We start from the raw sequence: 25,770 nt of genomic DNA, 5'->3' as shown, positions 1-25,770 counted from the left end.
TTATATATGTTAATGATAACAATTCGTATTTAGATTATCAATAACAAACAGGATTTACCCTATCGCTCCGCCTTGACATATCATTACTCAGCAATTGCCCATCGGAATATCGTCATGAAACTCCATCTCACACGCGCAACAGGCTCCCAACTCATCACTGGCTATGGCGAGGGCTGGGTGGATATCAACGAAACGCGTCATCACAGCAGCCTGATTGTCCTGCCTAACCAGTTGGTGACGGACTGGCCGGTGATCGACTTCGACAGCCTCACAGCCGAGCATATCGAGCGCATTGCGCAGTTGGCGCCCGAAGTGGTTCTGCTTGGAACCGGCGCCACGCACCGCTTCGTGCATCCGCGCATCGGCAAGCCGCTGTTCGATATCGGTGTCGGCCTAGAATGCATGGACACGGCCGCCGCCTGCCGTACTTACAACATCCTGATGGCGGAAGGCCGCCACGTTGCAGCCGCGTTGATCATCTAATGCCATGGCGAGGAATGTCCCGCTCGCATTCGAATACGCAAGTCGCTACGGAAATCTGCCAGAAACTTGAATACAAGCACCTGCGTTTGTGAAAGAATACGAACTAGTTCGTATGCAGGGAGCGTGACATGGAACTTTTGGAAAGTACATGGTTTTTCCGGATGGTGGTACAGCAGGGGAAAAACCCCGAAAAGCGCCTACTCGCGATTTTCAGCGTCACCGAAAACTGGCTATCCGCGCCGGGCATGCGTGAGCGCATGGTGCAATCCCAGGCATCCGGCCATTTTTTGTACAACTGCGGCAAGCTCAAGGAGTTCCTGACCGGCATCGCGGTTTCCGCGCACGCCCGCAATCCGGTCAGCCTGGTCAACCAGCTCGTGATTCTTCTGCAAGGCGCCATCGCCGAAGAGATACGTAATCCCGACGCCCGCGCCATCGTCGAGGCCGGCAATGCGGCACGCGCCATCATCGCCGAAGCCTGCCCGCGCAAACGCAACACGCTACGTTTTTCCCTGGGCGGTATGGCTGCGGCCGCGCTCATCGCCGCTGTCGGCATGCATCCGGCAATCAAGGCGCAATGGTCGCCGGCGCCAATCTATCACCGCATGCCGGCGACCATAAAAACCGGACAGGCAAATTTCAATCCGGACAGCACCGAAGCCGTATTAGCGCTGCAAGAGCAAATCGCAAAGGGCGTCTGCCCCGCGCCGCAATTGCTCGCCATGCCGCCGGGGCAAGTCACCGCTTACATGAACGTCATTCACTTCCGCACGCCTGACGACCCCATCGCTGACCGAGAAAACCTTCGCGCCTTTCTCGCCTGGTTCGAACGAACGCGCTCCAGCGAATGCTATCAACCACCGACCAATGGCCATACGACTGTGGCCTGGGTCGCGGGATAAGGATGGGAGCCTGTTTCAGTAGTAAACGGAAGTGCGCTGGCCATGCATTGCGCGCAGGGCTAGGTGCGAGTCGCGCGGTTTGGTCATTCCAAATAAGCAGCGAGCAGCAACGCTATGCGCGCAATGCATGGCCAGCCCCCGGGTTCGGACACAAAAGGGCGTCTGCGACGTTGCAGCGCTTGCGAATGGAACAACCATTCGCTACGCGCTGCGCCTTGCATCCATCCCTTTTGTGTCCGAACGCATCTTTCGTTTACTACTGAAACAGGCTCCAAACATGGCTACCCAAATGCGCGAATACATCCTCGGCGTCGCGTCCGAACTCTTCGCTACGCGCGGCATCAATGCCACCAGTGTGGACACCATCGTCGCCGAGGCGGGCGTGGCCAAGGTCACGCTGTACAAGTACTTCAAGTCCAAGGAGCAGCTGATCCTTGAATACCTGCGCCAATACGACGACAAGCTCTGGAAAAAGCTGACCGAACGCATGACGACGCGCGATGCGGCACCCGGCGAAAAACTTCTGACGCTCGTCAACGCCGTCATGGACTGGATTGCCGATCCTGAATTCAAGGGTTTCGCTTTTACCAACGCCACGGCCGAGTTTCCGCAGGACGAAAACCCGGTGCATCAGACTTCGGTAGAGTTTGCCCAGACCTTGCGCAACACCCTGGCGAAAATCGCCGCCGAAGCTGGCATCAAGAATGCCGACAGGCTCGCGCTGCAACTATCGCTGGTCATTGAAGGCGCGGCGATCACCGAGCGGATGCAGCACGGCTCCGGCGCGGTCGAGCACGCCAAGGAAATGGCAAAAACACTGATCGAAGCCGCACGCTAGCCTTCACTTTGCGCGCCTGTTGCCAGGCAATCACTTGAGACAACATCGGCGGCCAAAGCCTGTCCAACGCGTAGCATCCTGATTTAACCACTCTCGAATTCGAAAGCAAGTACCGGAGTGTGAAGGTGAGGCGATGATGCTTAAATGCGTCTACCATTACTCTTCCAGGGAATCGCCATGAACGCACCGAGCAAAAAATCGCAGTTTGCCGCGGCGACGGAAAACGACCCGCGATGGGCGTCCGTACTAGCGCGCGATCCGGCAACGGACGGGACGTTCTACTATTCCGTCGCGACCACCGGCGTATATTGCCGCCCTTCCTGCGCGGCGCGTCTTGCCCGACCGGAAAATGTACGATTCCATGCGACGCGCGAAGATGCCGAACGAGCGGGATTTCGCCCCTGCAAGCGCTGCAAGCCGGATCAGCCAAGCCTTTCCGAGCAGCATGCGGCACATATCGCGGAAGCGTGCCGCCTGATCGAAAGCGCCGAAACCCTGCCTAGCCTGACCGAGCTCGCCCGCCATGCGGGGATGAGCCCCTATTATTTTCACCGCGTATTCAAAGCCATCGCCGGGCTGACGCCCCGCGCCTATGCCGCCGCGCATCGGGCAGAAAAAGTGCGCAGCAGCCTGAAACGCGGCAAGCGCGTCACCGATGCGATTTACGATGCGGGCTATGGCTCCGATAGTCGCTTTTACGAAAACGCCGGCAACATGCTCGGCATGACGCCATCAGACTACCGTGCCGGCGGCACGCATGCGCAAATCCGTTTTGCCTTGGGCGCATGCTCGCTGGGCGCCATCCTGGTCGCAGCCAGTCCACGCGGCGTTTGCGCGATCTCCCTGGGTGACGACCCCGAGACCCTGGTGCGCGAGTTGCAGGATCGCTTTCCCAAGGCTGACCTGATTGGCGGCGACGCCGATTTTGAACAATGGGTCGCACGCGTCATCGGCTTCATCGAAATGCCCGCGCTCGGGCTGGACCTGCCGCTCGACATTCGCGGCACGGCATTCCAGCAGCGCGTGTGGCAGGCGCTATGCGAAATCCCGCCAGGAAAAACAATGAGCTACAGCGAAATCGCCGCGCTGATTGGCGCGCCGAAATCGGTACGTGCCGTGGCGGGCGCCTGTGCCGCCAATCCACTGGCGGTAGCAATCCCTTGCCACCGCGTGGTGCGCACCGACGGCGCGCTATCCGGCTATCGCTGGGGCGTGGAACGCAAGCGGGCACTGCTGGAGAATGAGGCGCGTGACGAATCTGCCGCTATTTGAGAATGAAACGGGCACGCGCCGGAACGAACCGCTTGGCCCGGGCGCGACGTTGCTCCATGGATTTGCATTGGCCGACGAAACAGCATTGCTGGATGCGATTAAAGCAATCGCGGACGACGCGCCCTTGCGCAACATGGTGACGCCGGGCGGCTTCGTGATGTCGGTGGCGATGACCAACTGCGGCACTCTGGGCTGGACCTCCGACCGGCGCGGCTACCGTTACACGGAAATCGACCCCATCACCGAACGCCCATGGCCGTCGATGCCTGCATGCTTTACCGCCCTCGCAACTGGCGCCGCAGCCACGGCAGGCTTCGAGAGCTTCATTCCCGACGCCTGCCTGATCAATCGCTATGCGCCAGGTACGCGCTTAACACTGCACCAGGACAAGAACGAACAGGATTTCAGCCAGCCCATCGTCTCGGTGTCGCTGGGCGTGCCGGCTATATTTCTGTTCGGCGGCCTTAAGCGCTCGGACAAAACCCGCCGCGTGCCGCTCGTGCATGGCGACGTGGTGGTGTGGGGCGGGCCTGACCGGCTGCGTTACCATGGCGTACTGACGCTCAAGGAAAACCATCACCCCGGGCTGGAAAACTACCGTATCAATCTCACTTTTCGAAAGGCCGGTTAAGCATGCCTGCTGCATTTCCAAATATTTCGCGCCTTCAATCAAGGACGCGATACTTGCCGTTCCGGGTTTCGACTGACGCCCGGGCTGCGCTTGTCCGCAACCAGCAGACAGACAATTTCTGCGTGCTATGTAACTCCGAATGGAAGCTCGCTTTGCGCAGGGCTTTTTTCAAACGGGGTTTCCGTATCCGACGACAGCGCCCCCACCCGCACACCCAGCAACCTGATTCTGCTGTCCAGCGGCACCCGCTTCAGACACTCCCCCGCTGCGCGCCGAATGGAAGAGGCATCCTGCGTCGGCGCGGGCAAGGACAAATCCCGCGTCACCGTTCGGAAATCCTGATAGCGCAATTTGATGCCTATGGTGCGGCCCACATACCCTTTGCGCTTGAGGTCTTCCGCCACGCGAGTGCATAGCGCGGTAAATACCTGCGATAGCACCTCCCGGTCTCGCCTGACGTGCAGATCGCGTTCGAAGGTGGTCTCGCGGCTGACGGATTTGGGTTCGGAACGGGTCACAACGGGCCGGTTGTCGCGGCCGTGCGCAACGTTGATCAGCCAGCTAGCATAGCTTAGCCCGAAATGTTTTTGCAGCAGCGCCGGATCGGCATGGGCCAGATCCACAATCTTCACAATGCCGAGAGCCGCCAGCTTTTGCGCCGCCTTTGGGCCGATGCCGTTGATCTTTCGTACGTCAAGTGGCCAGATGCGCGTGGGGATACTGGCTTCATCCAGCAACGTCAGGCCATCCGGCTTGTCGAGGTCGGAACCGATCTTGGCGAGCAGTTTGTTGGGAGCGATGCAGATGGAGCACGACAGCCCCGTGGCATCGCGCACGGCCTGCTTGATCCGCGCCGCGAGTGTGCGGCTTTCTTCATCGCTGTGTGTGAGATCGATATAGATTTCATCGATGCCTCTGTCCTCAATCAGGGGCGCAACTGACGCCGCCGCCTGTTTGAACAGCCGCGAATAATGGCGATAGGCCTCGAAATTGGCCGGCAGCAGAATGGCGTCGGGTGCGAGGCGTGCGGCATTCATCATGCTCATTGCCGAAAAAACGCCCAGCGCCCGGGCTTCGTAGGTCGAGGTGGTAACCACCCCGCGCCCGGCATATTCGCGCAGGCGATGAAAATGCCGGCTTCCGTCGGGCAACAGCTCAGGCGCATCCGCCGAACGGCCGCCTACCACCATGGGCAAGCCGCGCAGTTCAGGGTAATACAGCAGTTCCACGCCGGCGAAGAACATGTCCATGTCGAGGTGGGCAATGCGGCGATTAGAGGGGTCCATCCTGGGAATTTCAAGTCAACTTCAATCTGCTATTTTGCCTCGTAAGATAACGATATGCACGGTCGGAAAAGGCTGCGAATAATATAAAAATATGTCACACATAAATACTTACTAGTTAGTATGTTTTTCATGGCATACTGTTCAATAGAAAATTGGTAGACTGACAGCCAGTTTAAATTTTTTCTTAGTGGCAACAAGCCAACACGAGGGAGACGAGAGTGAGTTCAACCACCGCCGACAGCCAGCTGACGGACTGGCGCGAGCATGCGCTGAAACTGGAATCCGAAATCAACAAGGTCGTCGTCGGACAGGAACGGCCGGTTCGACTCATCACCACCGCGATTTTCGCCCGCGGCCACGTGCTGCTGGAAGGCGACGTGGGCGTGGGCAAAACCACCTTGCTGCGCGCCTTTACCCGCGGCATCGGCGGCGGTTACGAGCGGATCGAGGGCACCATCGACCTGATGCCCAACGATCTCGTGTACCACACCTATTTGGGTGAAGACGGCCGCCCTCATGTGGATGCCGGCCCGTTGCTGCGCTGCGGCGAAAGCCTGGCGGTCTTTTTCTTCAATGAAATCAATCGCGCCCGTCCGCAAGTGCACTCGCTGCTGCTGCGCGTGATGGCGGAACGCACCTTGTCTGCATTCAACAAGGAGCATTACTTTCCGCACATGCTGGTATTTGCCGACCGCAATCAGGTGGAGAAGGAAGAAACCTTCGATATCCCTTCCGCCGCGCGCGACCGCTTCATGATGGAAATTCCCATCGCGGTACCCAGCGATCCGGACATCATGGAATCCCTGATTTTCAATACGCGCTTCCACAATGCCGACAAGCTGGTGGAAAACGTCCAGCCCGACGTGCTGCATTATGACAAGCTGAACAGCATCGCCGTGAATCTGCAAGATCATGTGCAGGCGAGTCCGACGCTGCGCAAATACGCGCTGGAACTGTGGCTGGCGACCAGGCATCCCGGTCAGTACGGCGTCAAGATCGACGGCGTCGATATCAACCGCCTGGTGCTGGCCGGAGCCAGCCCGCGCGGCATGTCGATGATGCTGCGCGCGGCGCGCGTCAATGCCTGGCTCAACAACCGCGACGCAGTGCTGCCGGAAGACATCCACACGGTGTTCCACGAAACCGTGGCGCACCGCCTGGTATTCAGCCCGGTTTATGAAATGCGCCGTACGGAAATCGCGCGCGAATTGCTGTCGGGCATCGTCAACGCCGTTTCTGCGCCGTAATTAACATGATCGAAGGCCAAATCAAGGAATTCACCTACCAGATCGGCTGGCGTTCGCGCGGCCGTCATCCGGGCCGCCATGCCAGTGCGCAGCGTGGATTGGGCATGGATTTTCGCGGCCATGCGCCCTTGATCTCATACCCCGATCCCCGTCGCATCGATATCCGGCAAACCATACGCGACCCGTTCGACCAGGTCTGGGTGCGGATTTTCAATCAGCGCAGCGCGGTGCCGGTTTTCGTCGCCTGCGACCTGTCGGGGTCGATGGGCTTTTCCGGCCAGATGCGCAAACTGGAAATTGCCGCCGAGATCACCGCCTCGGCCGCCTACTCCGCATTCCGCGTGAATGATCCATTCGGCTTTATCGGATTCGACGAACAGGTACGCGAGGACTGGATGTTCATGTCTTCCACCAAAGTGCACGGCGCTTTCGAGCTGACCGAGCGCCTCGCCGCCCATCGCCCCGGCCATATCGGCGCGGCGGGCCTGAACGACGTGAGCCAGTATCTGCCGCGCGAACGCTCGCTGGTGCTGCTGGTATCGGATTTCCATACGCCGCTGGAACAGCTTGAGCGCCATCTGGGCAGCCTGATGCGCCACCATGTCGTGCCGCTGATCTTGTGGGACGCCGCCGAATACCGCAATTTGCCAGAGTTCGGCATCGCCAGCGTAACCGACTGCGAAACCGGCGCGCGCCGCACGCTTTTCCTGCGCAAGAATTTCCGCGAGCGCATTCTGCAAGCGTTCGATGATCGCCGCAGCGCGCTCGAAAAACTGTTCATGCGCTTCGACATGCCGCCGCTGTTTATCGAAGACGGCTTCGAGGCGGATGATTTGACCGAATATTTTTACCAGTTTGTGGCCGCCTGATATGAAAAAACTTTTTTCTAATGCCAAGACGCCGAACGCACCCGGAATCCCATTTCTCACTTTCGGGCTTGCCCGGCGCCTGGGCGGTTTGACCGGCTTTATCGTCATGCTGGTCGCACTGGCATCGGCACCGGCTTTTGCCGAGGACGGCATCGCGGTCGATCCGCGCGTGTCGGTGAAAACCATAGAGCCCCAACGCGACGTCGGTTATAGCGTGGGCGACATCCTGGAACGCACCATCATCCTGGAAGCGAAAAAACCCTACGTTCTGCTTGAAACCTCGCTGCCCATCGCCGGCAACGACAAAAAGCGCCGCGGCAAAGGCAGCGGCGTCGAAGTGCGCGACGTCAAGCTCGAAACCACTCGCGGCATCGACACCACCACCTATACCCTGCATCTTTCCTATCAGGTATTCACCAACAACATCGTCGCCAAACCGGCCAATCTCCCTGCCGAATTTGTGAAATTCGGCGGCGAAGGCAAGAATTTCCAAATACGCATCCCAAGCTGGAGCTTCCGCATTTCGCCTCTGGCGGTATACGGTTCTGTCGTGGTCGAACGCGACATGAGCGGCTTTCGCGGTCCGCTGACGCTGGACGCCACTCGTCATCACCAACTGCTGTGGGTTGCATTGGGCATACTGGCGGCCTCCCTCCTCGGTCTTCTTTACGTGCTGGGCACCTCCTCGTGGCTGCCACGCATGGGCGGCCCTTTCGCCCGCGCTTACCGCGATCTGAAAAAACTCCCGACAACGCCCGAGGGCCTGTCGCATGGAGTTTCGCGTCTGCACCAGGCGTTTAACGTCACGGCCGGGAACAGCGTGTTCGACAGAACTGCTTTCCTGTCGCGCAAGCCGGGGTTTGCACCGGTGGGCCATGAGATCGACCAGTTTTTCGGGTTGTCGCGCACGGTATTTTTTGAACCCACCGCGCCGCACGGCATCGATGGCGACGCGATGGCGTGGCTACGCAAATTCTGCCGTCGCTGCCGCGATTGCGAGCGCGGGCTTAAATGATGAAGACGCCGACCATCGGTAGCGCAGGCGCCCCCGCCTGCATGGCCCCGTTATCGGCTGGAAAAATTGCAGGCGAGGACGCCTGCGCTACTGGTTGTCCGGAAAGTTAATCCCATGCTATTCAATACCTACTGGGTTCTTTTCCTGTTGCCATTGGCGGCGTTGCCGCTGCTGCTGGAACGCACGCATAGCCGCACCTATTCCTGGACGCAGTTGCTGCCGCGCGACCGGCTTTCCGACCTGATGGGGCTGTTGCTCAAGATACTCGCCGCGCTGGCGCTGCTGTTCATCATCCTCGGCATTGCCGGGCCGCATACCGCGGCGCAAAAGGTAGAGAAGGTCGGCGAAGGCGCGCAGATCGTGCTGACCATAGACCGTAGCGCGAGCATGGACGATCCGTTTTCCGGCGCGATGATCAGCGGCCGGGCAGGCGAATCGAAATCCGCTGCGGCGCGACGGCTGATCACGGATTTCGTCAGCCAGCGCAAGAACGACATGTTCGGCATGGTGACGTTCAGCAATTCCGCGATGTACGTAATGCCGCTCACCCAGAGCCGCGAAGCTATTCTTGCCGCCATCGATGCCGCCGGCGGTCCCGGCTTGTTCCAGACCAATATCGGCAGCGGTCTCACCACCGCACTGGGAATGTTCGCCAAGACGCCGGACTCGGGCTCACGCGCGCTCGTGCTGCTGTCGGACGGTGCCGGACGCATGGGCACCGATGCGCAGCAAAAAATCCGCGACTGGCTGGACCGCATGAACGTCACCTTGTACTGGATCGTATTGCGCCAACCCGGCGCGATCAGCATTTTCGACGAAGAATACAAGCCGCCCGAGGATCAGCCGCTGCCGCCTTCCATCGAGCTGCACCAGTACTTCAAGACGCTGCGCTCCGGCTACCAGCCCTACGAGGCCGATGACCCGCAATCGCTGGCGTTGGCCATCGACGACATCAATCGCAAGGAAATGAAACCCATCCGCTACATGGAACAGATTCCCGGCAACGATTTCACCTCGCACTGTTTCGCGTTGGCTGCGCTGATGATTGCCGCACTGCTGGGCATTAAACTTCTAGAGGTAAAAACATGGCGCTGAGTGCAAAAAAACTGACGGCCATTCTGCTTGTCACCGCGACTGCAGCGGGTGCGTGGGCGGCATGGGAGGCCAACCGCATCCGGCAGATCGAGAACTTCAACCAGGCGGTATCGACGGGCAAGACGCCGGTGACGGACACCCAATCCGATGAGGCCAAGTTTTCCGCCGCCTACTGGCTGGGCAAGAGTGGTCGCTATCAGGACTCCACCCTGCTCTTTCTGCAGCTGTCGGAAAAAGGCACGCCCAGTCAGCGCTCGGCGGTGCAATACAACCTGGGCAACATCTTTTTCCTGCGTGGACTGGCCATCAATGGCCGCGACCTCACCGTGCGCGACGAGGCCGTTTACCTGCTGACACAGGCCAAGACCGCCTACATGCAGTCACTGCGTCTCGATAACGATCACTGGGATGCGCGCCACAATCTCGACCGCATACTCACCATGCTGCCGTCCGAGCCGACGCCGGGCGTGGGCGAGTCGGATTCACCGGGGCTGATCATGGGCAATATTCCGGTCGGGTTGCCTTGATCGTGAGCAAGCTGCGCACTTTCATCGACTACCTGAAGCACCACCGCGATTTCGCGCTGCTGGGCGGAGCGACCTTGCTGCTTCTGCTCGCGCTGCTGCGCCCGATGGTGCAGGTGCAGCGCGACATCTACACCTATCTGCTGGTAGTGGACATTACCCAGAGCATGAATACCGCAGACATGATGGTGGATGGCAAGCCGACCAGCCGCATCGCTTACACACGCCGCCTGCTGCATGACCTGGTCTCCGGCATGCCTTGCGGCACACGCGTCAGTCTCGCCTTTTTTGCAGGGACAAGCGCCGCCTTGCAGTACAGTCCGATCGAGGTCTGCCGCAATTTCGACGCCATTCAAGACAACATCGCCCACATGGAATGGCGCATGGCATGGTCTGGCAATAGCCGGCTGCGCCAGGGCGCGCAGTCCATCGCCCACCTGACGCGCACGTTGGGCGAACCTGCGCAGGTGGTATTTCTCACCGATGGCGAAGAAGCTCCGCGTCTGCATGCTTTCAATACCCTGGAGCTGACGGATTTCCAGGGCGGCAAGGGTTGGCTCGTCGTCGGCATCGGCAGCGAAAAAGGCGCCCCCATTCCGAAGTTCGACGAAGACAATAAATTGCTCGGTTACTGGTCGGCGGAAAGCTTCCAGATGCAGCCCGGCGTTGCGCAGATTTCGCAGCAGAACTTCGGCGCGCGCGACGACGGCGTGGCATTGATGGACAGCTCAAGGCAATACTCCAAGCTGGATGAAGAGTATCTGAAAAAATACTCTGCCGAGATAGGCAGCGACTATGTGCGCGGCGACAGCATCGCCGGCGTGCAATTGGCCATCACCAGTCTCAAGCCGGCGCGGCGCGACATCGCGCCGATGGAAATCGACCGCATACTCGCAGGACTGGCCGGCTTGCTGCTGTTGGCCGCCTATTTCACCCATCACCCGCTGCAGTTGCTACGCAGGCTGCTGCACCGCTATAAACTCCTCCGCCATCCGGGTTAGGACTGCTGGGCTGTGCAGAACCCGGAGGCCAGCAATCCTGCAAACGGCTTCTGGCTGATACTGGATACCGCCCACACCAACCCTTCCATAATAAAAATATGGTTAAATCGAGTCCATGTCAGCCGCACTCCGCATCACTTCCCTGTTGCGCAACCTGACCGACACCTTGCGCCGGCGTCGCGACGTCGCTTTCCTCGTGGCGGCGCTCCTGCTGCTGATCATTGCCTTATTTCGGCCTGCCGCTCCGGTGCAGCGCGATATTCACACCTATCTGTTTGTGGTGGACATTACCCAGAGCATGAACACGGAAGACATGCAGATGGCCGGCAAGAAGACCAGCCGTATCGCTTATACCCGCCGCCTGCTGCATGATGCGATTGGCTCCATGCCGTGCGGCACGCGCGTCGGCGTGGCGCTGTTTGCCGGGGTGGTGGTATCGACGATATTCCATCCGGTTGAAGTGTGCGCCAGTTTCGACGCGATTCAGGATACGGTCGAGCACATCGAATGGCGTCAGGCCTGGCACGGCAACAGCCGCCTCGGTTTCGGCATGCTCTCTGCCTCGGCGGCGCTGAAGGCCTTGCCTGAGCCGGCGCGCGTGGTGTTTTTTACGGATGGCGAAGAGGCGCCGATGCTGCATGCCTTCAACCGGGCCGATCTTTCCAACTGGCAAGGCGGCAGCGGCTGGCTGCTGGTGGGCATAGGCAGTGATGAACCCACGCCGGTTCCAAAGATGGACGAGAACAACAAGGTCATCGGTTATTGGTCCGAAAACACCTATCAGCTCGAACCCGGCATCGCCCAGGTTTCCGACGAAACCCGCGGGCGGCGCGATAACGCCGTGGCCACACAGGATTACGAACGCTACCTTTCAGTACTTGACGAGAAATACCTGCAAGAACTGGCAAAGGAAATCAAGGCACGCTACATTCGCGGCGACAGCACGCCGGCCGTCCTGTCTGCAATCAAAGAACAGCCACCGGCGCGGCGCGACCGTGCGCCGATGAAAATCGACTGGCTGTTCGCGACGCTGGCCGGACTCATGCTGGTAGCCGCTTACGTGCCACAACACCCCCGGCATTATCTGCATGTTCTGCGTGGAAAACTTCACTTCCCGGGAAAAGCCTGACTTCCCCAACGCAGCCAGACGCGCAACGACCGGAACACATCGGCATCGCCGCTGTCGGAAAGCAGAATCGCCCGTTTCGCTAACCGCTTTCCGGGCTCGGTCAGGTTAAGCACGGTCAGCCAGGGCGTCACGAAACTGTCGCCGCGCACACTCACATCCAGCCACAAGCCGTTTCGCGACAGGCATCGCAATGCGCCATTGCTCGTCACCTCCAGCGCCACGATGGAGCCGGGCATGCGCAACAAGGCGTCATGGCCCAAGTAGTAGAGCGTGGTTGCCGCAACGACAGCAGCCAGCATCAGCTTCACCCACGGCAAGGCAGGCAGCAACAGAATCGCGGCGCATGCCGCAGTGCCGGCCACCCCCAGCAAACCGGCCAGCTGACGCGAGGGCCGCAAGGCGAGACGGATGGGCTTCAAGCTATAATGATTCATCAAATTTACCGGAGTCGTTTCATGCACCCAATCTGGCAGGAATTCCTTACACAGCAGGGCGCGAGCATCGTCGAAGGCCGCGTCGCGCATTTCCAGAATCCCGAGCAGGAACCGAAAATCGCGGGCAACCGCAACATTATCGCCGATCTCTCGCACCTCGGCCTGCTGCAGGTCGGCGGCGAAGATGCCCAGAGCTTTCTTCAGGGCCAAGTGACCAATGACGTCAAACTGCTCAACGGCAGCAATAGCCACTATGCCGGCTATTGCAACCCCAAGGGCCGTTTGCTGGCGATCTTCCTCGCCTTTGCGCACCAAGGGCATTTTAAGCTGCAAATGAACGGCGCACTCAAGGAGGCGATGATGAAGCGCCTGAAAATGTACGTGCTGCGCTCCAAGGTTGTGGTCGAGGACAAGACGGACGAGATCATCCGCTTCGGCATCGCCGGCACCGAAGCCGCCATCGCACTGAAAGCACATTTCGGCAACGTGCCTGAAGAACATCACCAGTTACAGGAACACGGCACCGCCACCCTGCTCCGTCTGCCCGGCACTACGATGCGTTACGAAATATTCACCCGCCCGGAACACGCCGCCGAGATATGGACGACACTCCGCAAGCATTGCGAACCGGTCGGCAGCGAGGGCTGGGAATGGCATGAGATCCAGGCCGGCATCCCGGATATCACGCCTGCCACGCAGGAGGCATTTGTCCCGCAAATGCTGAATCTGGACGTGCTGGGCGGCATCAACTTCAAGAAAGGCTGCTACACCGGCCAGGAAATCGTCGCACGCACACACTATCTGGGCAAGGTGAAGCGGCGCATGCATCTCGGGCACATTGCCGCCGATGCCGCACCTGCTCCCGGCAGCAGCGTCTACGGCACGGATAACGCGGAAGCGGTCGGCATGGTCGTACGCGCTGCCCCCAGCCCCAACGGCGGATATGATTTCCTTTACGAAGTACGCCTGGAAAGCATGGACGCCGGCCCAGTGCGGTGTCAGGCCACAGACGGTCCGCCGATTGAGCCGCTGAGCTTGCCTTACGTGCTTTAAGCCGTGCGCACCCCACTTCTGTAAGCATCAAAGGGTTGAACGATATCTTTGTAGACGAGAAATCCACCGGCCCGCTACTTTCCGTAGCAGTGTTCGAAGCAGCCAAAGGTGCCGTCGTCCTGCTGGCAGGATTGAGTGTTGTCGCTCTTATCCATCATGGGGGGCAGCATGTGGTCGAGCGGCTGGTGGCGCACCTGCACCTGAATCCAGCCAAGGACAACCCGGCGATTTTCCTGAAGCTGGTCCATGACTTGGCGAACGTCCGTCTTTGGATGCTCGCCGCCGGGGCCGGCGCATATGCGCTGGTCCGCTTCATCGAAGCCTACGGCCTGTGGCACGGAAAACGCTGGGCCAAATGGTTCGCGGCGCTTAGCGGCGCGATGTACCTGCCTTTCGAATTGCGAGAAATCGTATCGTCGCACTCAGGACTCGCCGTTGCAGCATTGCTGATCAACGGGCTGGTCGTGGCGTTGATGGTGCATGAATTGCGTCGCCCGAAAACATCGTCCGAATAATTCACCAGCGGCAATGAGCTTCCGCCAGCGCGCTGTAAATCAAGCAAAAGATGCTTTGGGAAGATTTCCCGGCACCCATTCAGTATTTTTCCCATATGGGATCACGGCGCGAGCCGGTATGGTGAAACAGGTTTGGCGTTTCGCCGGCTATCAATTTCCCAGGAGAACTACCCATGAGACTGCCCTGCAATAACAGGAGGCTCCATAGCGCGCTGCTGCTCGCCTTTGGGCTGGTATCGGCCTCCATTACCCAGGCGGCCGGCCAAGGCGTGGCATATGTGTCCAATCAGGGCGGTGGTGTCACCGTCATCGACCTTGCCACCATGAAGACCACCGGCACTATCGACGTGGGCGCGAAAGGCCCGCGCGGACTCGGCGTAACGGCCGACGGCAAGTTCCTGATTACCGCCAACCGCGACGACGGCAATATCTCGGTGATCGACACGGCGACCGCCAAGGTCGTGAAACAGATTCCCATCGGCAAGAATCCGGAGTTTGTCCGGGTGGTGGGCGACAAGGCGTACATTTCCTACGAGCCCAGTTCCAAGGGCGGCCCGCCTCCGAAGCCGGGCGCGGCTCCCGTGGAGGAAGAGGACGATGACGACGAAGGCGCCGAACCGGCACGCATTTCGGTCGTGGATTTGAAACTGGGCAAGGTCATTCGAGAAATTGTGAGCGGCCCTGAAACGGAAGGTATCGAGTTTTCAAAGGACGGCAAAAAGCTGATCGTGACCAACGAAGCGGACAACACCGTAACAGTGCACGACCTCAAGTCCGGCAAGCTGCTGAAGACCATCGACACGCACAAGTACGGCGACCGCCCGCGCGGCATCAAGATTTCGCCTGACGGCAACACCTATATCGCCACGCTGGAATACGGCAACAAATTCCTGGTGCTGGATGGCAAGTTCAGTCCGGTAAAGGCAGTGGATACCGGCGAGTCGCCCTACGGCGTATCGTTCGACCGTAGCGGCAAGCGGCTTTTTGTCGCGGCATCCAAGGCCAACGTCCTGCAAGTATTCGACGCCAGGTCTTACAAGAAAATCAAGGATATTCCGACCGGGAAGCGTTGCTGGCATTTCACCTTCACTCCGGACGACAAGCAAATCCTGATGGCTTGCGGAAAATCCGACGAAGTACTGGTGATCGATGCCGACAAGCTGGAAGTAACGAGCCGCGTCGGCGACAAGAGCACGCCCTGGGGTGTAGTGACTTATCCGAAAGCCATCGGCAGTCTGGATAAGCCGTAACTTTAACACCCCCTCCAGGCCGAGGGCTTTCCATCATTTACAAACGGCGCGCAATGCGCCGTTTGTTATTCAAGCCGGATGCCGGGCTCCGCCTGATCGCGGGCCGGGGAACGTCGTAGCCCAACCCAGACAGTATAAAAAAGCCAAGCACACTGGAGAATGTGCCTGGCTTCACTACCATGGAGTATGCGACTACTTACGACGAGCGGTGCATGAGAACCATCATATGCCGGCCGCCGCTCGCCGGAATAGGCATATTCTCCTGAAACAGCACGGGAAATTTTCCCTGCCTGAGGCAACCTTGCGAAGCGCAAGTGTCGTCGCCTCCGCTACGGAGCAAAGGCCTAATGCGGGATCGCCTGCACTTCTTCGCGGGCCATTTCCGAGCTTGCATGCTTGAGTTCCGGCTTCAGTGGCTGACCGCTCCCGATTTTCTGCCTGATCTCTTCGACAGTAGTTTCGATAGCAATGAAACGTTCCGGTGTCGTGGGATGCGAGGACTTCATGGTGATCGCCCTGGAGTTGGTCGTTGCCATCCTGCGCCAGAAGCTCGCCGCATCGTCAATTTTGTAACCGGCATTCGCCATGAAATACAAGCCGACATAATCCGCCTCCTGCTCGAAGGCAACTGAATAAACCCCGGCGCCCATATTGGAGCCCAAGCGCATGAAGTCGCCATTGGTATTGACACCTCCGGCTGCAGCGGCCACGTCCAGCAACAGACCGACGAGCCCGCCAACCATGGCATTCGTCTTCTTGGCATCAATATGCTTCATCGCGTTGTGAGCCAACTCGTGGCTCACCACCAGCGCGACCTCCTCGTCGGTATGGAAGAAATCCATCATGCCCTTGTAAATCACGATATTCTGGCCATCGGCATAAGCGTTCTTCACGTCGTCCGGCGACAAGCGCACGCGGAAATCGCACGCCTGCCCCGGCATCATGGAAACCTTGACCTCCTCCGCACCGCGACGCACGACCATCTCCAGAGGCATGCCGAACTTGCCTTCCTGCGCGAGCTTTTCCATCAGCTTATCGACGGCTCCCTTGCCGGCAGGAGGCGTCCATCCATTGACAGATAGCACCACGTCGCCCGCTTTTACCCCTGCCTGATCGGCCGCCGAGCCCGGCGCGACGCTGGAAATGCTCGCCACATCGCTCACGCTGAATCGCGACTGGACAACGTCATGCCACTCCTTGCCGAAATCCTCGCGGCTCCAGGCCGTCAGTCCGTAGTAAGGCCCCACCTTCTCGGCGCAAAGCTCGGTACCGCTCATCACGATTCTGGAAGCGACCGCCTGCAAGCGCCGATAGGAATTCATGTAGTCCTCGACCACCATCTCCCGCTGCTTGCGCGTTTCCTCCTGCATGGCGGCCGAATCCACTGTCGGCATGCGAGTCTGGGGCGTGGCGCATCCGGCAAGAACAGCGAGCAAAAGGGCAAAGGTTGCCGGGCGAGAGAAGGTGATGGCCTGCATGTTGTTTTTCCTTTTTATATGGATATCGCGTAACGCGGCAGCCTGACCCCATCAGGCGGTGCTGTTCGCAAACGAAACGCCTGCGCTACGACCTCGCGCATCTTACATTGCGATCGAGGGCAGAAAAAGAGAGCCCACTACTCCCGAAGGCCCGCTCCAAGTGGGTCAGCAACGTTCAGCCATCGGGCAAATAGACGAATATCCAGTCTCCCAACAGCGCTTTTCCTTCGAAATGCTGGTCCTTGCCCCGGAAATTTGCGGTCTTGAATGCAGGCTCGGCCGTCAGGCTGTGGACGCCCATGATGCCACCGCTCGGCGCTTCGACGGTGCCCCAGTTTTGCGTGCCGGTAAACGGATCGACGTAAATCTGCCTCAGATAGCGGCGTGGCACAGGGAAACGCTCATCCCGCAGCAATGCCTCCAATGTGGGTGGGTACTGTTTGACTGCACCCGGCGTGCGGTTGTAGTACTGGCCGATCGCTTCGCGGAACTTGTGGCCGATATGCAGCAACTCCCGTTCGCGCTCGCGCTTGCGTTCGGCACTCCACAAGGTTGCCGCTCCCGCCAGCGCCACCCCGATCAGCACGATCGCAAGCAGCAGGCCAAGATAGGTAAATCCCGCCGAGCGGTTTTTGCAGGCGTTCACCATTGCACGTACATGCTACCGTCCGAAGCCACACCCTCCGCGCCGCTATGGATGTTGTAAACCGAGCCACGCGCATTCGGGTCCGACGGCGGAGTCACGATCCAGGTGCCGGCACTCTGGGTGATCGGATCGTCCGGGATCGCGCGCAGATACTGGCCGTAGATCAGATCTTCCAGCGTATCCGGATAGGCGCCCTTGTCGCTGTAATACTTGTCGACCGCATCGCGCATCACCGACAGGTCATGACGCAAGGTCGCTTCCTTCGAGCGCTCCATGGTTTCGAAATAGCGCGGCGCTACCAGGCTCAGCAAGGTAGCGACAATAGCCATGACCACCAGTATTTCGATCAATGTAAAGCCGCTCCGACGTCCGGTCTGTTTTACCATTCCGCGTATGGCCTCCCGTCCAGTCCGATACCTTTCGATCCGGAACGCACGTCATAGACATCCTCGCCTTCGAAATCGCCGAAACCGGGCTCCTCGAACGAGCTGGCATAACTGCGCTTGCGCCAGGTCTGCTCATTGCCCGCATCGGGGTCGGCAGCAAACGGATCGCGCGGTATCTGACGCATGAAATAAATCTTGCGGCGCGCAGGGCCCTTGATATTTTCCACGCCCGCAACCAATGTTTGCAGCGTCGGCGGATAGCCGGATTTGTCCGGCGTATGCGCGATCAGGCCATCATCCGCCGCCAGCTTGTAGGCATCGATGGCATCGCGTATCTGCCAGAGCGCGCGCCGCAGTTCCTGCTCCTTGGCGCGCTTGGCAGTCAGCTGCATCATCGGGGCCGCCGCAGTGGTCAGCAGCGCCAGAATCACCAGCGTCACCAGCAGCTCGATCAGCGTAAATCCACGCACGGCTATGTCGTTACCTGCCGGCATCGGGTTGAAGCACGGAGTCGGCAAAGGAGCGGTCGTTCTGCGCGCGCGCGGCTTGCACCTCTTGCGGGGCAGGAACCGTTGGCATGGACTGCTGTACAGGCGCCGCATACTCTGCCTGCCTTCCCGACCGGCCTGTCGAGGTATTGCGCATGCCGTCAACACCTCCCGGGAATACGGTATACGTTGCATCCGCGGGTACGATGTTGCTGAGGATGCGCGGCGTAATCAGCAGCACGATTTCCTTCTTGGTGCGGTCGGAGTTCTTGTCGGTAAACAGCTTGCCCAGCAAGGGAATGCCGGCGAGCCCCGGCACCTTATGGTTGATGTCCTGCCTGTCGTCGCGGAACAGCCCGGCCAACACCTGCGTCTCGCCATTCTTCAGACGCAACACGGTATTGGCATTGCGCGAGCCCAGCGTGTACGTCAGCGTGCCGGAACTGGTCGTCACCCTGTCGGTCTGGTTGCTGACTTCCAGCTCCACCTTGATCGATACCTCGTCGTTGAGCAGGATGGTCGGCTCCACATTCAGCTTGATGCCGGTTTCCAGGTAGGTGACCGACTCGGAAACGAAGCCGGTGGAATTGGCCGTGCTGGTAATGACCGGGATCTTGTCGCCGATATGGATTTTGGCCTTTTCGCGATTCTTGACGCGTATCTGCGGATTTGCCAACAAGTCGGTATCGGTCGCCAGATGCAACAGGTTGAAGGCCAGTACCGGATCGGTGATCTTGAACACCCCCAGGCCGGAGTTGAAATTCCTGAGCTCCTTGAAACTCAACTGCCCCGGCGTCCTGGTCGCGACGCCGCTGCTATCTGTTGATGTATTGCCCTGCACGCCCAGCGATACCTGCGTCGGGTACTGGATGCCGATATCCTCCAGCGTCTTGCGGCTGATCTCCATCACCTCCACTTCCAGCATTACCTCGGGGTCGGGCAGATCCTGCGAGGCGATCAGTTTTTCCGCCATGCGCACCGCTTCCGGCGTATCGCGCATTACCAGCGTATTGAGTCTCTCGTCGATGTACAGGTCGCGGGTTTTCACTACGGTTTTAAGCAATGCCATCATGCGCTTGGCATCGGTATTGCCAAGGTAAAAACTGCGCACGAACATTTCCTGGTATTCGCCGCTGCGACTCGCCGGGTAAATCAGCACGGTATTGTCGTTGAGGATTTTCTTGTTGAGCTGATTGGTGGTCAGGATCACATCCAGGGCATCCTCGACCGAGGTGTCACGAACGAAAATGCTGATTTTTTGCTCCTGTCTCAACTCCTTGTCATAGGAGAAATTGATGTTCGCCGCACGGGAAATGAATTCGAATACGGATTTCAGCGCAACATCCTTGAATTCCAGCGTAATCGGCTTCTTGAATACCGAGCGCAGCTGCGGTGTCGCCATCGACTTCGCCGTACGCTTCTGTTCGATGCGCTCGTAAATAGCCCGCGCGGCCGGATCTACCGCATCCTCCGCCAGTACGGAGCGCACCAGGAACTGCGCAGCGTCAATATCCCCCTTGTCGAGCGCCGCTTCGGCTTCGCCCAGCATGGCATCGTGCTTGCGCGCCGCTGACAGCTGCTTCAGCCCCTCGAGCGCGCGCTGGTTTTGCGGGTTCAGTTCCAGCAAGCGCCGGTAGCCTTGCTCCGCGGCGTCCCAATTGCGCTGCTGCCGCTGCCTGTCCGCATCGCTCAGCAGTTGCGTCAATTGCAGTTCGCGCTGGCGAGACAGGTAATTGCGATACTCGACATTGTCCGGATGCGCCGCCAGCACCTGCTCCATCCTCGCCAACCCTTCCTCGATGCGCCCTTGCGCAATCAGCGAGCTGGCCTCCCGGAAACCCGGATCGTCCTGGGCATGGCGGGTTTCCTGCGTAGCGCACCCGGCAAGCATCAGGGCTGCGATCAGCACTTTACGGACAGATTTCAATTCGTTTCTCCAATCACCAGGGGAACTACGGTTTTCAGCGGCAAATAACCCATCATCATGGTCGGCGGCCGTATCGACTCGACGCGCCATACACCGTCGATCACGTCGCCAGATCGCACGGCAAGGTTGCGAGTGCCATGCGTCAGGAAAACCAGCGCGTTGCCGTCCTCGACCAGTTTTCCGGCGTAGTTGAACGGCAGCGGGGGCGTAACCGGCTTGGGCGGAGGCGCTGCTGCGGCAATCTCTTCCGGCGGCGCATCGCCGGGAAAGATATCTTCTGGCTCGCCCTCGATGGGAGGCCTTGGCTGGTAGGCCAGGTTGGTTGCCGACGCCCTGCTCTCGTCGACTATCGCAGACGACGCGCGGGGCCGAGGTTTCACCAAAATATCCTCCTGCCCAGCATCGTCCGACGCCGCCACCCAGGCTGTCGTTGCCAGCGTCAGCACTAGCGCGCCCCAGATCAGCGGTTGCTTCTTCTTTTCCGCAGCCGTCATGACGCCCGCCCCAGGTAAATGGTCAGACGCACGCGCGCCTCGACCTCCGGGCTGGAGGCATCTTCGCGCTTGAAGCTGAGTTCGTTGATCGCCAGCGCAGGCATGGTGTTGAGTAATTCGATGATAAAGCGGCGAATATCGGGATAGGTGCCTTGCACGGGCAAAATCACCTGATACCGGCTCAGTGCGGCCGTATGTTCGCGCACCAGGGCATATTCCACCTTGTCCAGGTCGATACCGCTGGCGTCGGCAGCATTGAAGATCGCCGAAATATGTTTGGGAGCGGAAGACTCCTGCGGCAGGACTCGGTAGAACGCCTTCAGCGCCGCTTGAGGCGAGCGGTCTATCCATTGCCCCCGATGCTGGCTCTTGCCGTTGCGCAATTGTGCGACGTCGCGTTCCATTTGCTGCAACTGCCGCGTGGCCGGCAACAGTACAACTGACGCTACCACGGCACAGCCGAGCAGCAAGCCGAAGCCCAGCATGCCCGGCCAACCCAGACCCAGCAGACGAAATTTGCACACCCGCCACAGCCTCCTCAGGGGAATCAGGCTTGGCGGAAACAGACCAACCATCATGGCTTCACATTCCATACGGCATCGACACTGAAAATAAAATTGCCATCGTCATCGCGCTCCTGGCGCAGCAGGAATACATCCTCCAGCATGGACTGCCGATCGAGCGCCTGTATGTAATCCAGAATGTCCTGTGTGTCGGATGCGGCCGCAGAGATACGCAGCTTGCGCTGCCTGGGGTTGGGTTCCATGGCCAGCAGCTTCACTCGAGGGGTACGCGTGCTTTCCAATGCCCGGAACAGTTGCTCCCAGGGCAACGCAAGCTCGGCCATGGCCGTTTGTACGGCCGCTATTTCGGTACGCTGCAACGCAGCCTCAGCCTCGGACTGCCTGGTTTCCTGCCGGGGATGGCGGAGGCGGCTGGCGTCCGCTTCCAGCATCGCCGTTTTCGCGTCGATGTCATGCAGCGCCATGCCCAGCCCTATCGAAGCCAGGCAACCGGCGACCAGCAGTGCGCGCGCCGGCCACGGATCATGCTTTGGCGCACACGCATGATTCAGCTCGACCGCTCGCATACTCATGCCCACATGGCCAGCTGGTATGCCTTGTCGTCGCCGGAGGCAAAGCCTTCCATAGGGCGCCCCTGTACTCGAATCACCTTACGCCCGGGCAGGCTGGGCAGCAAGCTGGATTCCGGCCAATACAGCACGACAGGCCAGTCCTGCCGTATGTCTCCGGCCAATATCGCCTCGCGGGCCAACAGGGTTCCAAGTTCCGACACCAGGGATGCCGGTTCATCCGCATCGGCCGGATGGTTCCTGACGATTTTCCAAAGGCCGCGATCGAGCAACGACAGGCACAAGCGCCCGCGTTCCACCATGGCGAACCAGACCAGGCCTTGCGAGATCCAGCGCCTGCTGCGGTTGGCGCCTACCATCAGGTGCGGATGGATGGCATCAGACCGAATATCGCCGCTTTCGAGCGCGCTGCGCAACGACTCGAGCAAAGTCCGGTCGATACCGCTCGCCAGCGACGGCTCGTCCGGATTCGGTTCGCTCATGCGCAAATCCCAGCATTTGGCCGTTTCGCCATATGCCGCGCCAAAACAATGACGGAGATAAGCCTCGCGCTCCTGCCGGTTTGCGAGCTGTTCCGACCACGGCACCAGCGCATAGCGCACGAAATGGTTGGATAACACTACCTGCGTATTTGTCCCTCGCCATGGCGCCTCGCGCACTGCTGATTTCAGCGCGGCGATCGACGTCTCCCCAGATGAAGCACCCATTGTTTCGGCACAAGGCAATATCCGCTTATGGGTCACGCGCTTGTTGAGGCCGCGCGATACCCGCAGCAATACGACCAGTTGGGGATGCAGGAAAACCCTGAGTTCTTCACGCAAGCGACGTAACACGATTGATCTCCTGCAATGAGGTTTCTCCGCGCTGCACCAGCGCCAGTGCCGCCTCGCGCATGCTGCGCGTTCCGTTGGCGCGTGCGGCCTCCTTAATCCTGCGCACCGGCTCGCGCGTCACGATCAGCTCGCGGATTTCATCGTTGAAGCACAGCAATTCGGCGATGGCTTTTCGTCCGCGATAGCCCGTGCCGTGGCATTGGCCGCACCCCTGGCCGATACGAAAATCGAAGCCGGCTGCAGCCTCGGGAGAAATGCCGGATTTTTTCAGCAGTGCCGGATCGGGATGATCGGCTACCGCACAATGCGGGCAAATCACGCGCACCAGGCGCTGCGCCATGATGCCGTTGATCGCAGAGACGAAACTGTAAGGATCGACACCCATGTTGGTGAAGCGCCCGATCACGTCGAACACATTATTGGCGTGGACGGTGGTCAAGACGAGATGTCCAGTCAGCGCCGACTGCACGGCGATTTGCGCGGTCTCGGAATCGCGGATTTCGCCGACCATGATCTTGTCCGGGTCATGGCGCAGAATCGAACGCAGGCCGCGCGCGAAGGTGAGACCTTTCTTTTCGTTGACCGGAATTTGCAGCACACCGGGGAGTTGATATTCGACCGGATCCTCGATGGTGACGATCTTGTCCTGGCCGCTGTTGATCTCCGAAATGATGCCGTACAGCGTGGTGGTCTTGCCCGACCCGGTCGGTCCGGTGACCAGCAGCATGCCGTAAGGCTCTTCCGCCAGCAGGCGGAAACGCTCCATGATTTCAGGATCGAAGCCCAGCACGTTCAGGCTCAATCCCTTCGCCTCGTCGGTAACCGACTGGCGATCCAGAATGCGCAGCACCGCATCCTCGCCGAACACGCTGGGCATGATGGAAACGCGCAAATCCACCTCGCGCCCCTGCACCAGTACCTTGAAACGTCCGTCCTGCGGCACGCGGCGCTCGGCGATATCAAGCTCGGACATGACCTTGATACGTGAAATCGCCTGTTCCGCCTGCTCCAGCCCGCCCATGCTGCCCACCATGCTCAGCACGCCGTCGATGCGGTATTTGATGGTCAGCCCGCGCGCATCGGTTTCCATGTGGATGTCGCTGGCCCCGACCTTGAGCGCGTCGTATAGGGTGGAGCGCACCAGTTTCACGACCGGACTGGTGTCTTCGCTGATGGATTTCAGCGACAAATCCTCGATGCCGTCCGGACGGCTGTTGGCCGCTCCATGATCCTGAAAGCCGTCCATCGCGCGCAGGCTCTCTTCAAAGCGCGACAAAAAAGCCGCCAGATCCTTGCGGTGCGCCAGAACCCACTGCACCGGCTCTGTCAGCAGAGCCTCCATGCGCCCTGCCATATGCCGGTCGAAAGGATTGGCAAACGCCAGCAGCAAACGGCCATCTTCGCCGCGCAACGCCACACACTCGCGCTTGATGGCTTCTGCAAACGGCAAGCGCTCGAAATCCGGCGTCAGCGCATGCAAGTCCATCATGTTCAGCGCCGGATACCACAGCAACTGCGCCAGCGCCAGCAGGAATTCATCCGGGGACAGCCCGGACAGTTCCTCCAGCACGTCCAGCACATGTTGTCCGCTTTGCTTCGCCAGCCTCGTGGCCTCCTCGATCCGGAACGCATCCAGCGCCGCCACGACCGGTTCCGCGACAAGATTCATTGCACACTCCCCGCCAGTTCAAAAATCGGCATGTACATCAGCGTCACCACCACGCCGATGACCAGTCCGATCACCACCATCAGCAAAGGCTCCAGCAGTCGGGTAAACCAGTCCACCGCCCGGGCGATCTCGTCGTCGTAAAACGTCCCGATGCGTTCCATCATTTCGCCCATGCGCCCGGTGCGCTCGCCCACGCGCAGCATGCGCAGCGCCACCGGCGTGGTCATACCGTGCAACTCCATCGATTGTGACAAGGGCTTGCCTTCGCGCACCTCCTGCTCGACCTCTTTCAGGCTCTCGCGCAGCAAGGGCTGCAATAGCAAAGCCACCATCTGCATGCCCGTCACCAGCGGAATCCCGCCGTTGAGCAGCATGCCCAGGGTGCGGTAGAAACGCGCCAGTTGATAAATGCGCAAGGTCTCGCCAAATGCGGGCAACCGCCATACCCAGTCCATCAATTGCTTCCTCGCCGCAGGGCGAGACAGCGCGTAGCCTGCAAGGCCGACCGCCACGCCAAACGCCAGCATCACCTGACCGCCGTACTGCTGCATCAATCGCCCCCAGACCAGCAGCATCTGCGACATCCAGGGCAGGCTGGCACCGGAGCTTTCATAAATCGTGCTGAATCGGGGCACCACATAACCCAGCAAAAACAGCATCACCAGCCCGCCCACCACCATCAGCAGTACCGGATAAATCGAGGCGGTGACGATCTTCTTGCGCACTGCATCGATCTGCGACTGATAAGTCACATGCCGCGCCAGGGCGTGCACCATGTCCCCGGTACGCTCGCTGGCGCGGATCATCGCCACATACAGCGGCGGAAAAAACGCGGGAGTACGCTCCAGCGCCGCGGACAGCGGCAAGCCTTCGTACAGCGCGGCCATCACCTGCTGCAACACTGCGCGCGTTTCAGCGTGATGCTCTTTTTCGGTCAGGGCCTCCATGGATTCCACCAGACTCAAACCGGAATCCAGCAGGGAGAGCAATTCCTGGCTGAACAGCAGCAGGCTGAACGACGAACGACGAAACGGCGAAAATCCGGATCGCACCGCCGCGGCATGCACCGTCAGTACCGAATACCCCTGTGCCTCGGCCTGCGCCTGGGCCTGCAAAACATCACTGGCTTCCAGCGACAGCGAGCCGATGTCTTCACCGCGCACGACTTTCAGGTCGAACTTCATGATTTACGTTGGCTTGGAATACACATTG

Annotated in this window: 28 protein-coding genes; 15 read left to right on the top strand and 13 right to left on the bottom strand. The window is 59.6% G+C overall.

The genetic code is table 11. The annotated features are described in order from the left end of the window. Positions 1 to 114: 114 nt before the first annotated feature. The 5 genes from A7976_RS04575 to alkB all read left to right on the top strand — a co-directional run bounded on the left by A7976_RS04575 (position 115) and on the right by alkB (position 4,126). Complete coding sequence (locus tag A7976_RS04575) at positions 115 to 483, top strand: Mth938-like domain-containing protein (protein WP_067107795.1); 369 nt, start codon at positions 115 to 117, stop codon at positions 481 to 483. A 128-nt stretch (positions 484 to 611) separates the two neighbouring features. Further along, a complete protein-coding gene (locus A7976_RS04570; RefSeq protein ID WP_067107792.1) occupies positions 612 to 1,385 on the top strand; it encodes a hypothetical protein in 774 nt (257 codons plus the stop codon). 277 nt (positions 1,386 to 1,662) lie between these two features. Further along, positions 1,663 to 2,223 (top strand): TetR/AcrR family transcriptional regulator, encoded by a 561-nt coding sequence (locus A7976_RS04565; protein ID WP_067107789.1) that lies wholly within the window; start codon positions 1,663 to 1,665, stop codon positions 2,221 to 2,223. A gap of 177 nt (positions 2,224 to 2,400) precedes the next feature. After that, entirely contained in the window at positions 2,401 to 3,495 is a 1,095-nt protein-coding gene (gene ada / locus A7976_RS04560) for a bifunctional DNA-binding transcriptional regulator/O6-methylguanine-DNA methyltransferase Ada (RefSeq protein ID WP_067107785.1), read from the top strand. Beyond that, the gene (gene alkB / locus A7976_RS04555; protein ID WP_240483817.1) at positions 3,482 to 4,126 is read left to right on the top strand and encodes a DNA oxidative demethylase AlkB; all 645 of its coding nucleotides are present in this window, start codon (positions 3,482 to 3,484) and stop codon (positions 4,124 to 4,126) included. Before ada ends, alkB begins: the two co-directional genes overlap by 14 nt. Positions 4,127 to 4,251: 125 nt before the next feature. Here alkB and dinB read toward each other — a convergent pair whose 3' ends face one another. Next, positions 4,252 to 5,412, bottom strand: a complete 1,161-nt coding sequence (gene dinB / locus A7976_RS04550; protein WP_067107783.1) for a DNA polymerase IV — start codon at positions 5,410 to 5,412, stop codon at positions 4,252 to 4,254. Between the two features lie 218 nt (positions 5,413 to 5,630). On the opposite strand from dinB, the gene A7976_RS04545 reads away from it, so the two are divergent. The 7 genes from A7976_RS04545 (at position 5,631) to A7976_RS04515 (ending at position 12,292) form a co-directional block, all read left to right on the top strand. After that, positions 5,631 to 6,659 carry a MoxR family ATPase gene (locus tag A7976_RS04545; protein ID WP_067107779.1) on the top strand — a complete coding sequence of 343 codons (1,029 nt, stop codon included), beginning with the start codon at positions 5,631 to 5,633 and terminating at the stop codon, positions 6,657 to 6,659. A 5-nt stretch (positions 6,660 to 6,664) separates the two neighbouring features. After that, entirely contained in the window at positions 6,665 to 7,528 is an 864-nt protein-coding gene (locus A7976_RS04540; protein ID WP_067107776.1) for a DUF58 domain-containing protein, read from the top strand. Position 7,529: 1 nt separating this feature from the next. Next, entirely contained in the window at positions 7,530 to 8,543 is a 1,014-nt protein-coding gene (locus A7976_RS04535; protein ID WP_240483803.1) for a hypothetical protein, read from the top strand. Between the two features lie 114 nt (positions 8,544 to 8,657). Next, positions 8,658 to 9,638 carry a VWA domain-containing protein gene (locus A7976_RS04530; RefSeq protein WP_067107772.1) on the top strand — a complete coding sequence of 327 codons (981 nt, stop codon included), beginning with the start codon at positions 8,658 to 8,660 and terminating at the stop codon, positions 9,636 to 9,638. Continuing rightward, positions 9,629 to 10,165: a hypothetical protein gene (locus A7976_RS04525; RefSeq protein WP_067107769.1), complete on the top strand. Its 537-nt coding sequence runs from the start codon at positions 9,629 to 9,631 to the stop codon at positions 10,163 to 10,165. The genes A7976_RS04530 and A7976_RS04525 overlap by 10 nt, the downstream gene beginning before the upstream one ends. 2 nt (positions 10,166 to 10,167) lie before the next feature. Further along, on the top strand, positions 10,168 to 11,163 hold the full coding sequence (locus A7976_RS04520) for a VWA domain-containing protein (protein WP_240483802.1): 996 nt from the start codon (positions 10,168 to 10,170) through the stop codon (positions 11,161 to 11,163). Between the two features lie 115 nt (positions 11,164 to 11,278). Then, positions 11,279 to 12,292 (top strand): vWA domain-containing protein, encoded by a 1,014-nt coding sequence (locus A7976_RS04515; protein WP_082877993.1) that lies wholly within the window; start codon positions 11,279 to 11,281, stop codon positions 12,290 to 12,292. Here the strand turns inward: A7976_RS04515 and A7976_RS04510 are convergent. Continuing rightward, positions 12,271 to 12,726, bottom strand: coding sequence for a protein YgfX (locus tag A7976_RS04510; protein WP_067109042.1), 456 nt, complete (start codon positions 12,724 to 12,726; stop codon positions 12,271 to 12,273). The genes A7976_RS04515 and A7976_RS04510 overlap by 22 nt on opposite strands. Positions 12,727 to 12,747: 21 nt before the next feature. Here A7976_RS04510 and A7976_RS04505 point away from each other — a divergent pair, with 21 nt between their 5' ends. The 3 genes from A7976_RS04505 (at position 12,748) to A7976_RS04495 (ending at position 15,544) form a co-directional block, all read left to right on the top strand. Beyond that, the gene (locus tag A7976_RS04505) at positions 12,748 to 13,779 is read left to right on the top strand and encodes a folate-binding protein YgfZ (protein ID WP_067107766.1); all 1,032 of its coding nucleotides are present in this window, start codon (positions 12,748 to 12,750) and stop codon (positions 13,777 to 13,779) included. Between the two features lie 35 nt (positions 13,780 to 13,814). Then, on the top strand, positions 13,815 to 14,294 hold the full coding sequence (locus A7976_RS04500; protein ID WP_240483801.1) for a DUF2127 domain-containing protein: 480 nt from the start codon (positions 13,815 to 13,817) through the stop codon (positions 14,292 to 14,294). A 173-nt stretch (positions 14,295 to 14,467) separates the two neighbouring features. Next, entirely contained in the window at positions 14,468 to 15,544 is a 1,077-nt protein-coding gene (locus A7976_RS04495; protein ID WP_067107763.1) for a cytochrome D1 domain-containing protein, read from the top strand. A gap of 344 nt (positions 15,545 to 15,888) precedes the next feature. On the opposite strand, the gene A7976_RS04490 is transcribed toward A7976_RS04495, so the two are convergent. The 11 genes from A7976_RS04490 to A7976_RS04440 all read right to left on the bottom strand — a co-directional run bounded on the left by A7976_RS04490 (position 15,889) and on the right by A7976_RS04440 (position 25,742). Beyond that, positions 15,889 to 17,022, bottom strand: coding sequence for a M48 family metallopeptidase (locus A7976_RS04490; protein ID WP_067107760.1), 1,134 nt, complete (start codon positions 17,020 to 17,022; stop codon positions 15,889 to 15,891). A gap of 175 nt (positions 17,023 to 17,197) precedes the next feature. Beyond that, complete coding sequence (locus A7976_RS04485) at positions 17,198 to 17,671, bottom strand: type II secretion system protein (protein WP_067107757.1); 474 nt, start codon at positions 17,669 to 17,671, stop codon at positions 17,198 to 17,200. Then, the gene (locus A7976_RS04480) at positions 17,665 to 18,054 is read right to left on the bottom strand and encodes a type II secretion system protein (RefSeq protein WP_067107754.1); all 390 of its coding nucleotides are present in this window, start codon (positions 18,052 to 18,054) and stop codon (positions 17,665 to 17,667) included. Before A7976_RS04480 ends, A7976_RS04485 begins: the two co-directional genes overlap by 7 nt. Next, entirely contained in the window at positions 18,048 to 18,524 is a 477-nt protein-coding gene (locus tag A7976_RS04475; RefSeq protein WP_371440604.1) for a type II secretion system protein, read from the bottom strand. The genes A7976_RS04480 and A7976_RS04475 overlap by 7 nt, the downstream gene beginning before the upstream one ends. Before the next feature lie 10 nt (positions 18,525 to 18,534). Then, the gene (locus A7976_RS04470) at positions 18,535 to 20,469 is read right to left on the bottom strand and encodes a secretin and TonB N-terminal domain-containing protein (RefSeq protein WP_067107747.1); all 1,935 of its coding nucleotides are present in this window, start codon (positions 20,467 to 20,469) and stop codon (positions 18,535 to 18,537) included. Further along, positions 20,466 to 20,963: a hypothetical protein gene (locus A7976_RS04465; RefSeq protein ID WP_067107744.1), complete on the bottom strand. Its 498-nt coding sequence runs from the start codon at positions 20,961 to 20,963 to the stop codon at positions 20,466 to 20,468. Before A7976_RS04465 ends, A7976_RS04470 begins: the two co-directional genes overlap by 4 nt. Continuing rightward, on the bottom strand, positions 20,960 to 21,487 hold the full coding sequence (gene pilO / locus A7976_RS04460) for a type 4a pilus biogenesis protein PilO (RefSeq protein ID WP_131800996.1): 528 nt from the start codon (positions 21,485 to 21,487) through the stop codon (positions 20,960 to 20,962). Before pilO ends, A7976_RS04465 begins: the two co-directional genes overlap by 4 nt. A gap of 50 nt (positions 21,488 to 21,537) precedes the next feature. Beyond that, positions 21,538 to 22,059, bottom strand: a complete 522-nt coding sequence (locus A7976_RS04455) for a hypothetical protein (RefSeq protein ID WP_131800995.1) — start codon at positions 22,057 to 22,059, stop codon at positions 21,538 to 21,540. Next, positions 22,056 to 22,889: a hypothetical protein gene (locus A7976_RS04450; RefSeq protein ID WP_131800994.1), complete on the bottom strand. Its 834-nt coding sequence runs from the start codon at positions 22,887 to 22,889 to the stop codon at positions 22,056 to 22,058. The genes A7976_RS04455 and A7976_RS04450 overlap by 4 nt, the downstream gene beginning before the upstream one ends. Continuing rightward, positions 22,870 to 24,558: a GspE/PulE family protein gene (locus A7976_RS04445; protein WP_067107734.1), complete on the bottom strand. Its 1,689-nt coding sequence runs from the start codon at positions 24,556 to 24,558 to the stop codon at positions 22,870 to 22,872. Before A7976_RS04445 ends, A7976_RS04450 begins: the two co-directional genes overlap by 20 nt. Further along, on the bottom strand, positions 24,555 to 25,742 hold the full coding sequence (locus A7976_RS04440) for a type II secretion system F family protein (RefSeq protein ID WP_067107731.1): 1,188 nt from the start codon (positions 25,740 to 25,742) through the stop codon (positions 24,555 to 24,557). The genes A7976_RS04445 and A7976_RS04440 overlap by 4 nt, the downstream gene beginning before the upstream one ends. Positions 25,743 to 25,770: the final 28 nt, after the last annotated feature.

Origin of the sequence: Methylobacillus sp. MM3 (genome assembly GCF_001645185.1) — a bacterium.
Classification (GTDB): domain Bacteria; phylum Pseudomonadota; class Gammaproteobacteria; order Burkholderiales; family Methylophilaceae; genus MM2.
Note: the sequence above shows the minus strand (reverse complement) of the source record. Positions and strands in the feature narration are given on the sequence as shown.

Coding starts and splice junctions, on each gene's coding strand:
- A7976_RS04575 (WP_067107795.1), top strand. CDS start 115: ATGAAACTCCATCTCACACGCGCAACAGGCTCCCAACTCATCACTGGC.
- A7976_RS04570 (WP_067107792.1), top strand. CDS start 612: ATGGAACTTTTGGAAAGTACATGGTTTTTCCGGATGGTGGTACAGCAG.
- A7976_RS04565 (WP_067107789.1), top strand. CDS start 1,663: ATGGCTACCCAAATGCGCGAATACATCCTCGGCGTCGCGTCCGAACTC.
- ada (WP_067107785.1), top strand. CDS start 2,401: ATGAACGCACCGAGCAAAAAATCGCAGTTTGCCGCGGCGACGGAAAAC.
- dinB (WP_067107783.1), bottom strand. CDS start 5,412: ATGGACCCCTCTAATCGCCGCATTGCCCACCTCGACATGGACATGTTC.
- A7976_RS04540 (WP_067107776.1), top strand. CDS start 6,665: ATGATCGAAGGCCAAATCAAGGAATTCACCTACCAGATCGGCTGGCGT.
- A7976_RS04535 (WP_240483803.1), top strand. CDS start 7,530: ATGAAAAAACTTTTTTCTAATGCCAAGACGCCGAACGCACCCGGAATC.
- A7976_RS04530 (WP_067107772.1), top strand. CDS start 8,658: ATGCTATTCAATACCTACTGGGTTCTTTTCCTGTTGCCATTGGCGGCG.
- A7976_RS04525 (WP_067107769.1), top strand. CDS start 9,629: ATGGCGCTGAGTGCAAAAAAACTGACGGCCATTCTGCTTGTCACCGCG.
- A7976_RS04515 (WP_082877993.1), top strand. CDS start 11,279: ATGTCAGCCGCACTCCGCATCACTTCCCTGTTGCGCAACCTGACCGAC.
- A7976_RS04510 (WP_067109042.1), bottom strand. CDS start 12,726: ATGAATCATTATAGCTTGAAGCCCATCCGTCTCGCCTTGCGGCCCTCG.
- A7976_RS04505 (WP_067107766.1), top strand. CDS start 12,748: ATGCACCCAATCTGGCAGGAATTCCTTACACAGCAGGGCGCGAGCATC.
- A7976_RS04495 (WP_067107763.1), top strand. CDS start 14,468: ATGAGACTGCCCTGCAATAACAGGAGGCTCCATAGCGCGCTGCTGCTC.
- A7976_RS04490 (WP_067107760.1), bottom strand. CDS start 17,022: ATGCAGGCCATCACCTTCTCTCGCCCGGCAACCTTTGCCCTTTTGCTC.
- A7976_RS04485 (WP_067107757.1), bottom strand. CDS start 17,671: ATGGTGAACGCCTGCAAAAACCGCTCGGCGGGATTTACCTATCTTGGC.
- A7976_RS04480 (WP_067107754.1), bottom strand. CDS start 18,054: ATGGTAAAACAGACCGGACGTCGGAGCGGCTTTACATTGATCGAAATA.
- A7976_RS04465 (WP_067107744.1), bottom strand. CDS start 20,963: ATGACGGCTGCGGAAAAGAAGAAGCAACCGCTGATCTGGGGCGCGCTA.
- A7976_RS04455 (WP_131800995.1), bottom strand. CDS start 22,059: ATGAGTATGCGAGCGGTCGAGCTGAATCATGCGTGTGCGCCAAAGCAT.
- A7976_RS04445 (WP_067107734.1), bottom strand. CDS start 24,558: ATGAATCTTGTCGCGGAACCGGTCGTGGCGGCGCTGGATGCGTTCCGG.
- A7976_RS04440 (WP_067107731.1), bottom strand. CDS start 25,742: ATGAAGTTCGACCTGAAAGTCGTGCGCGGTGAAGACATCGGCTCGCTG.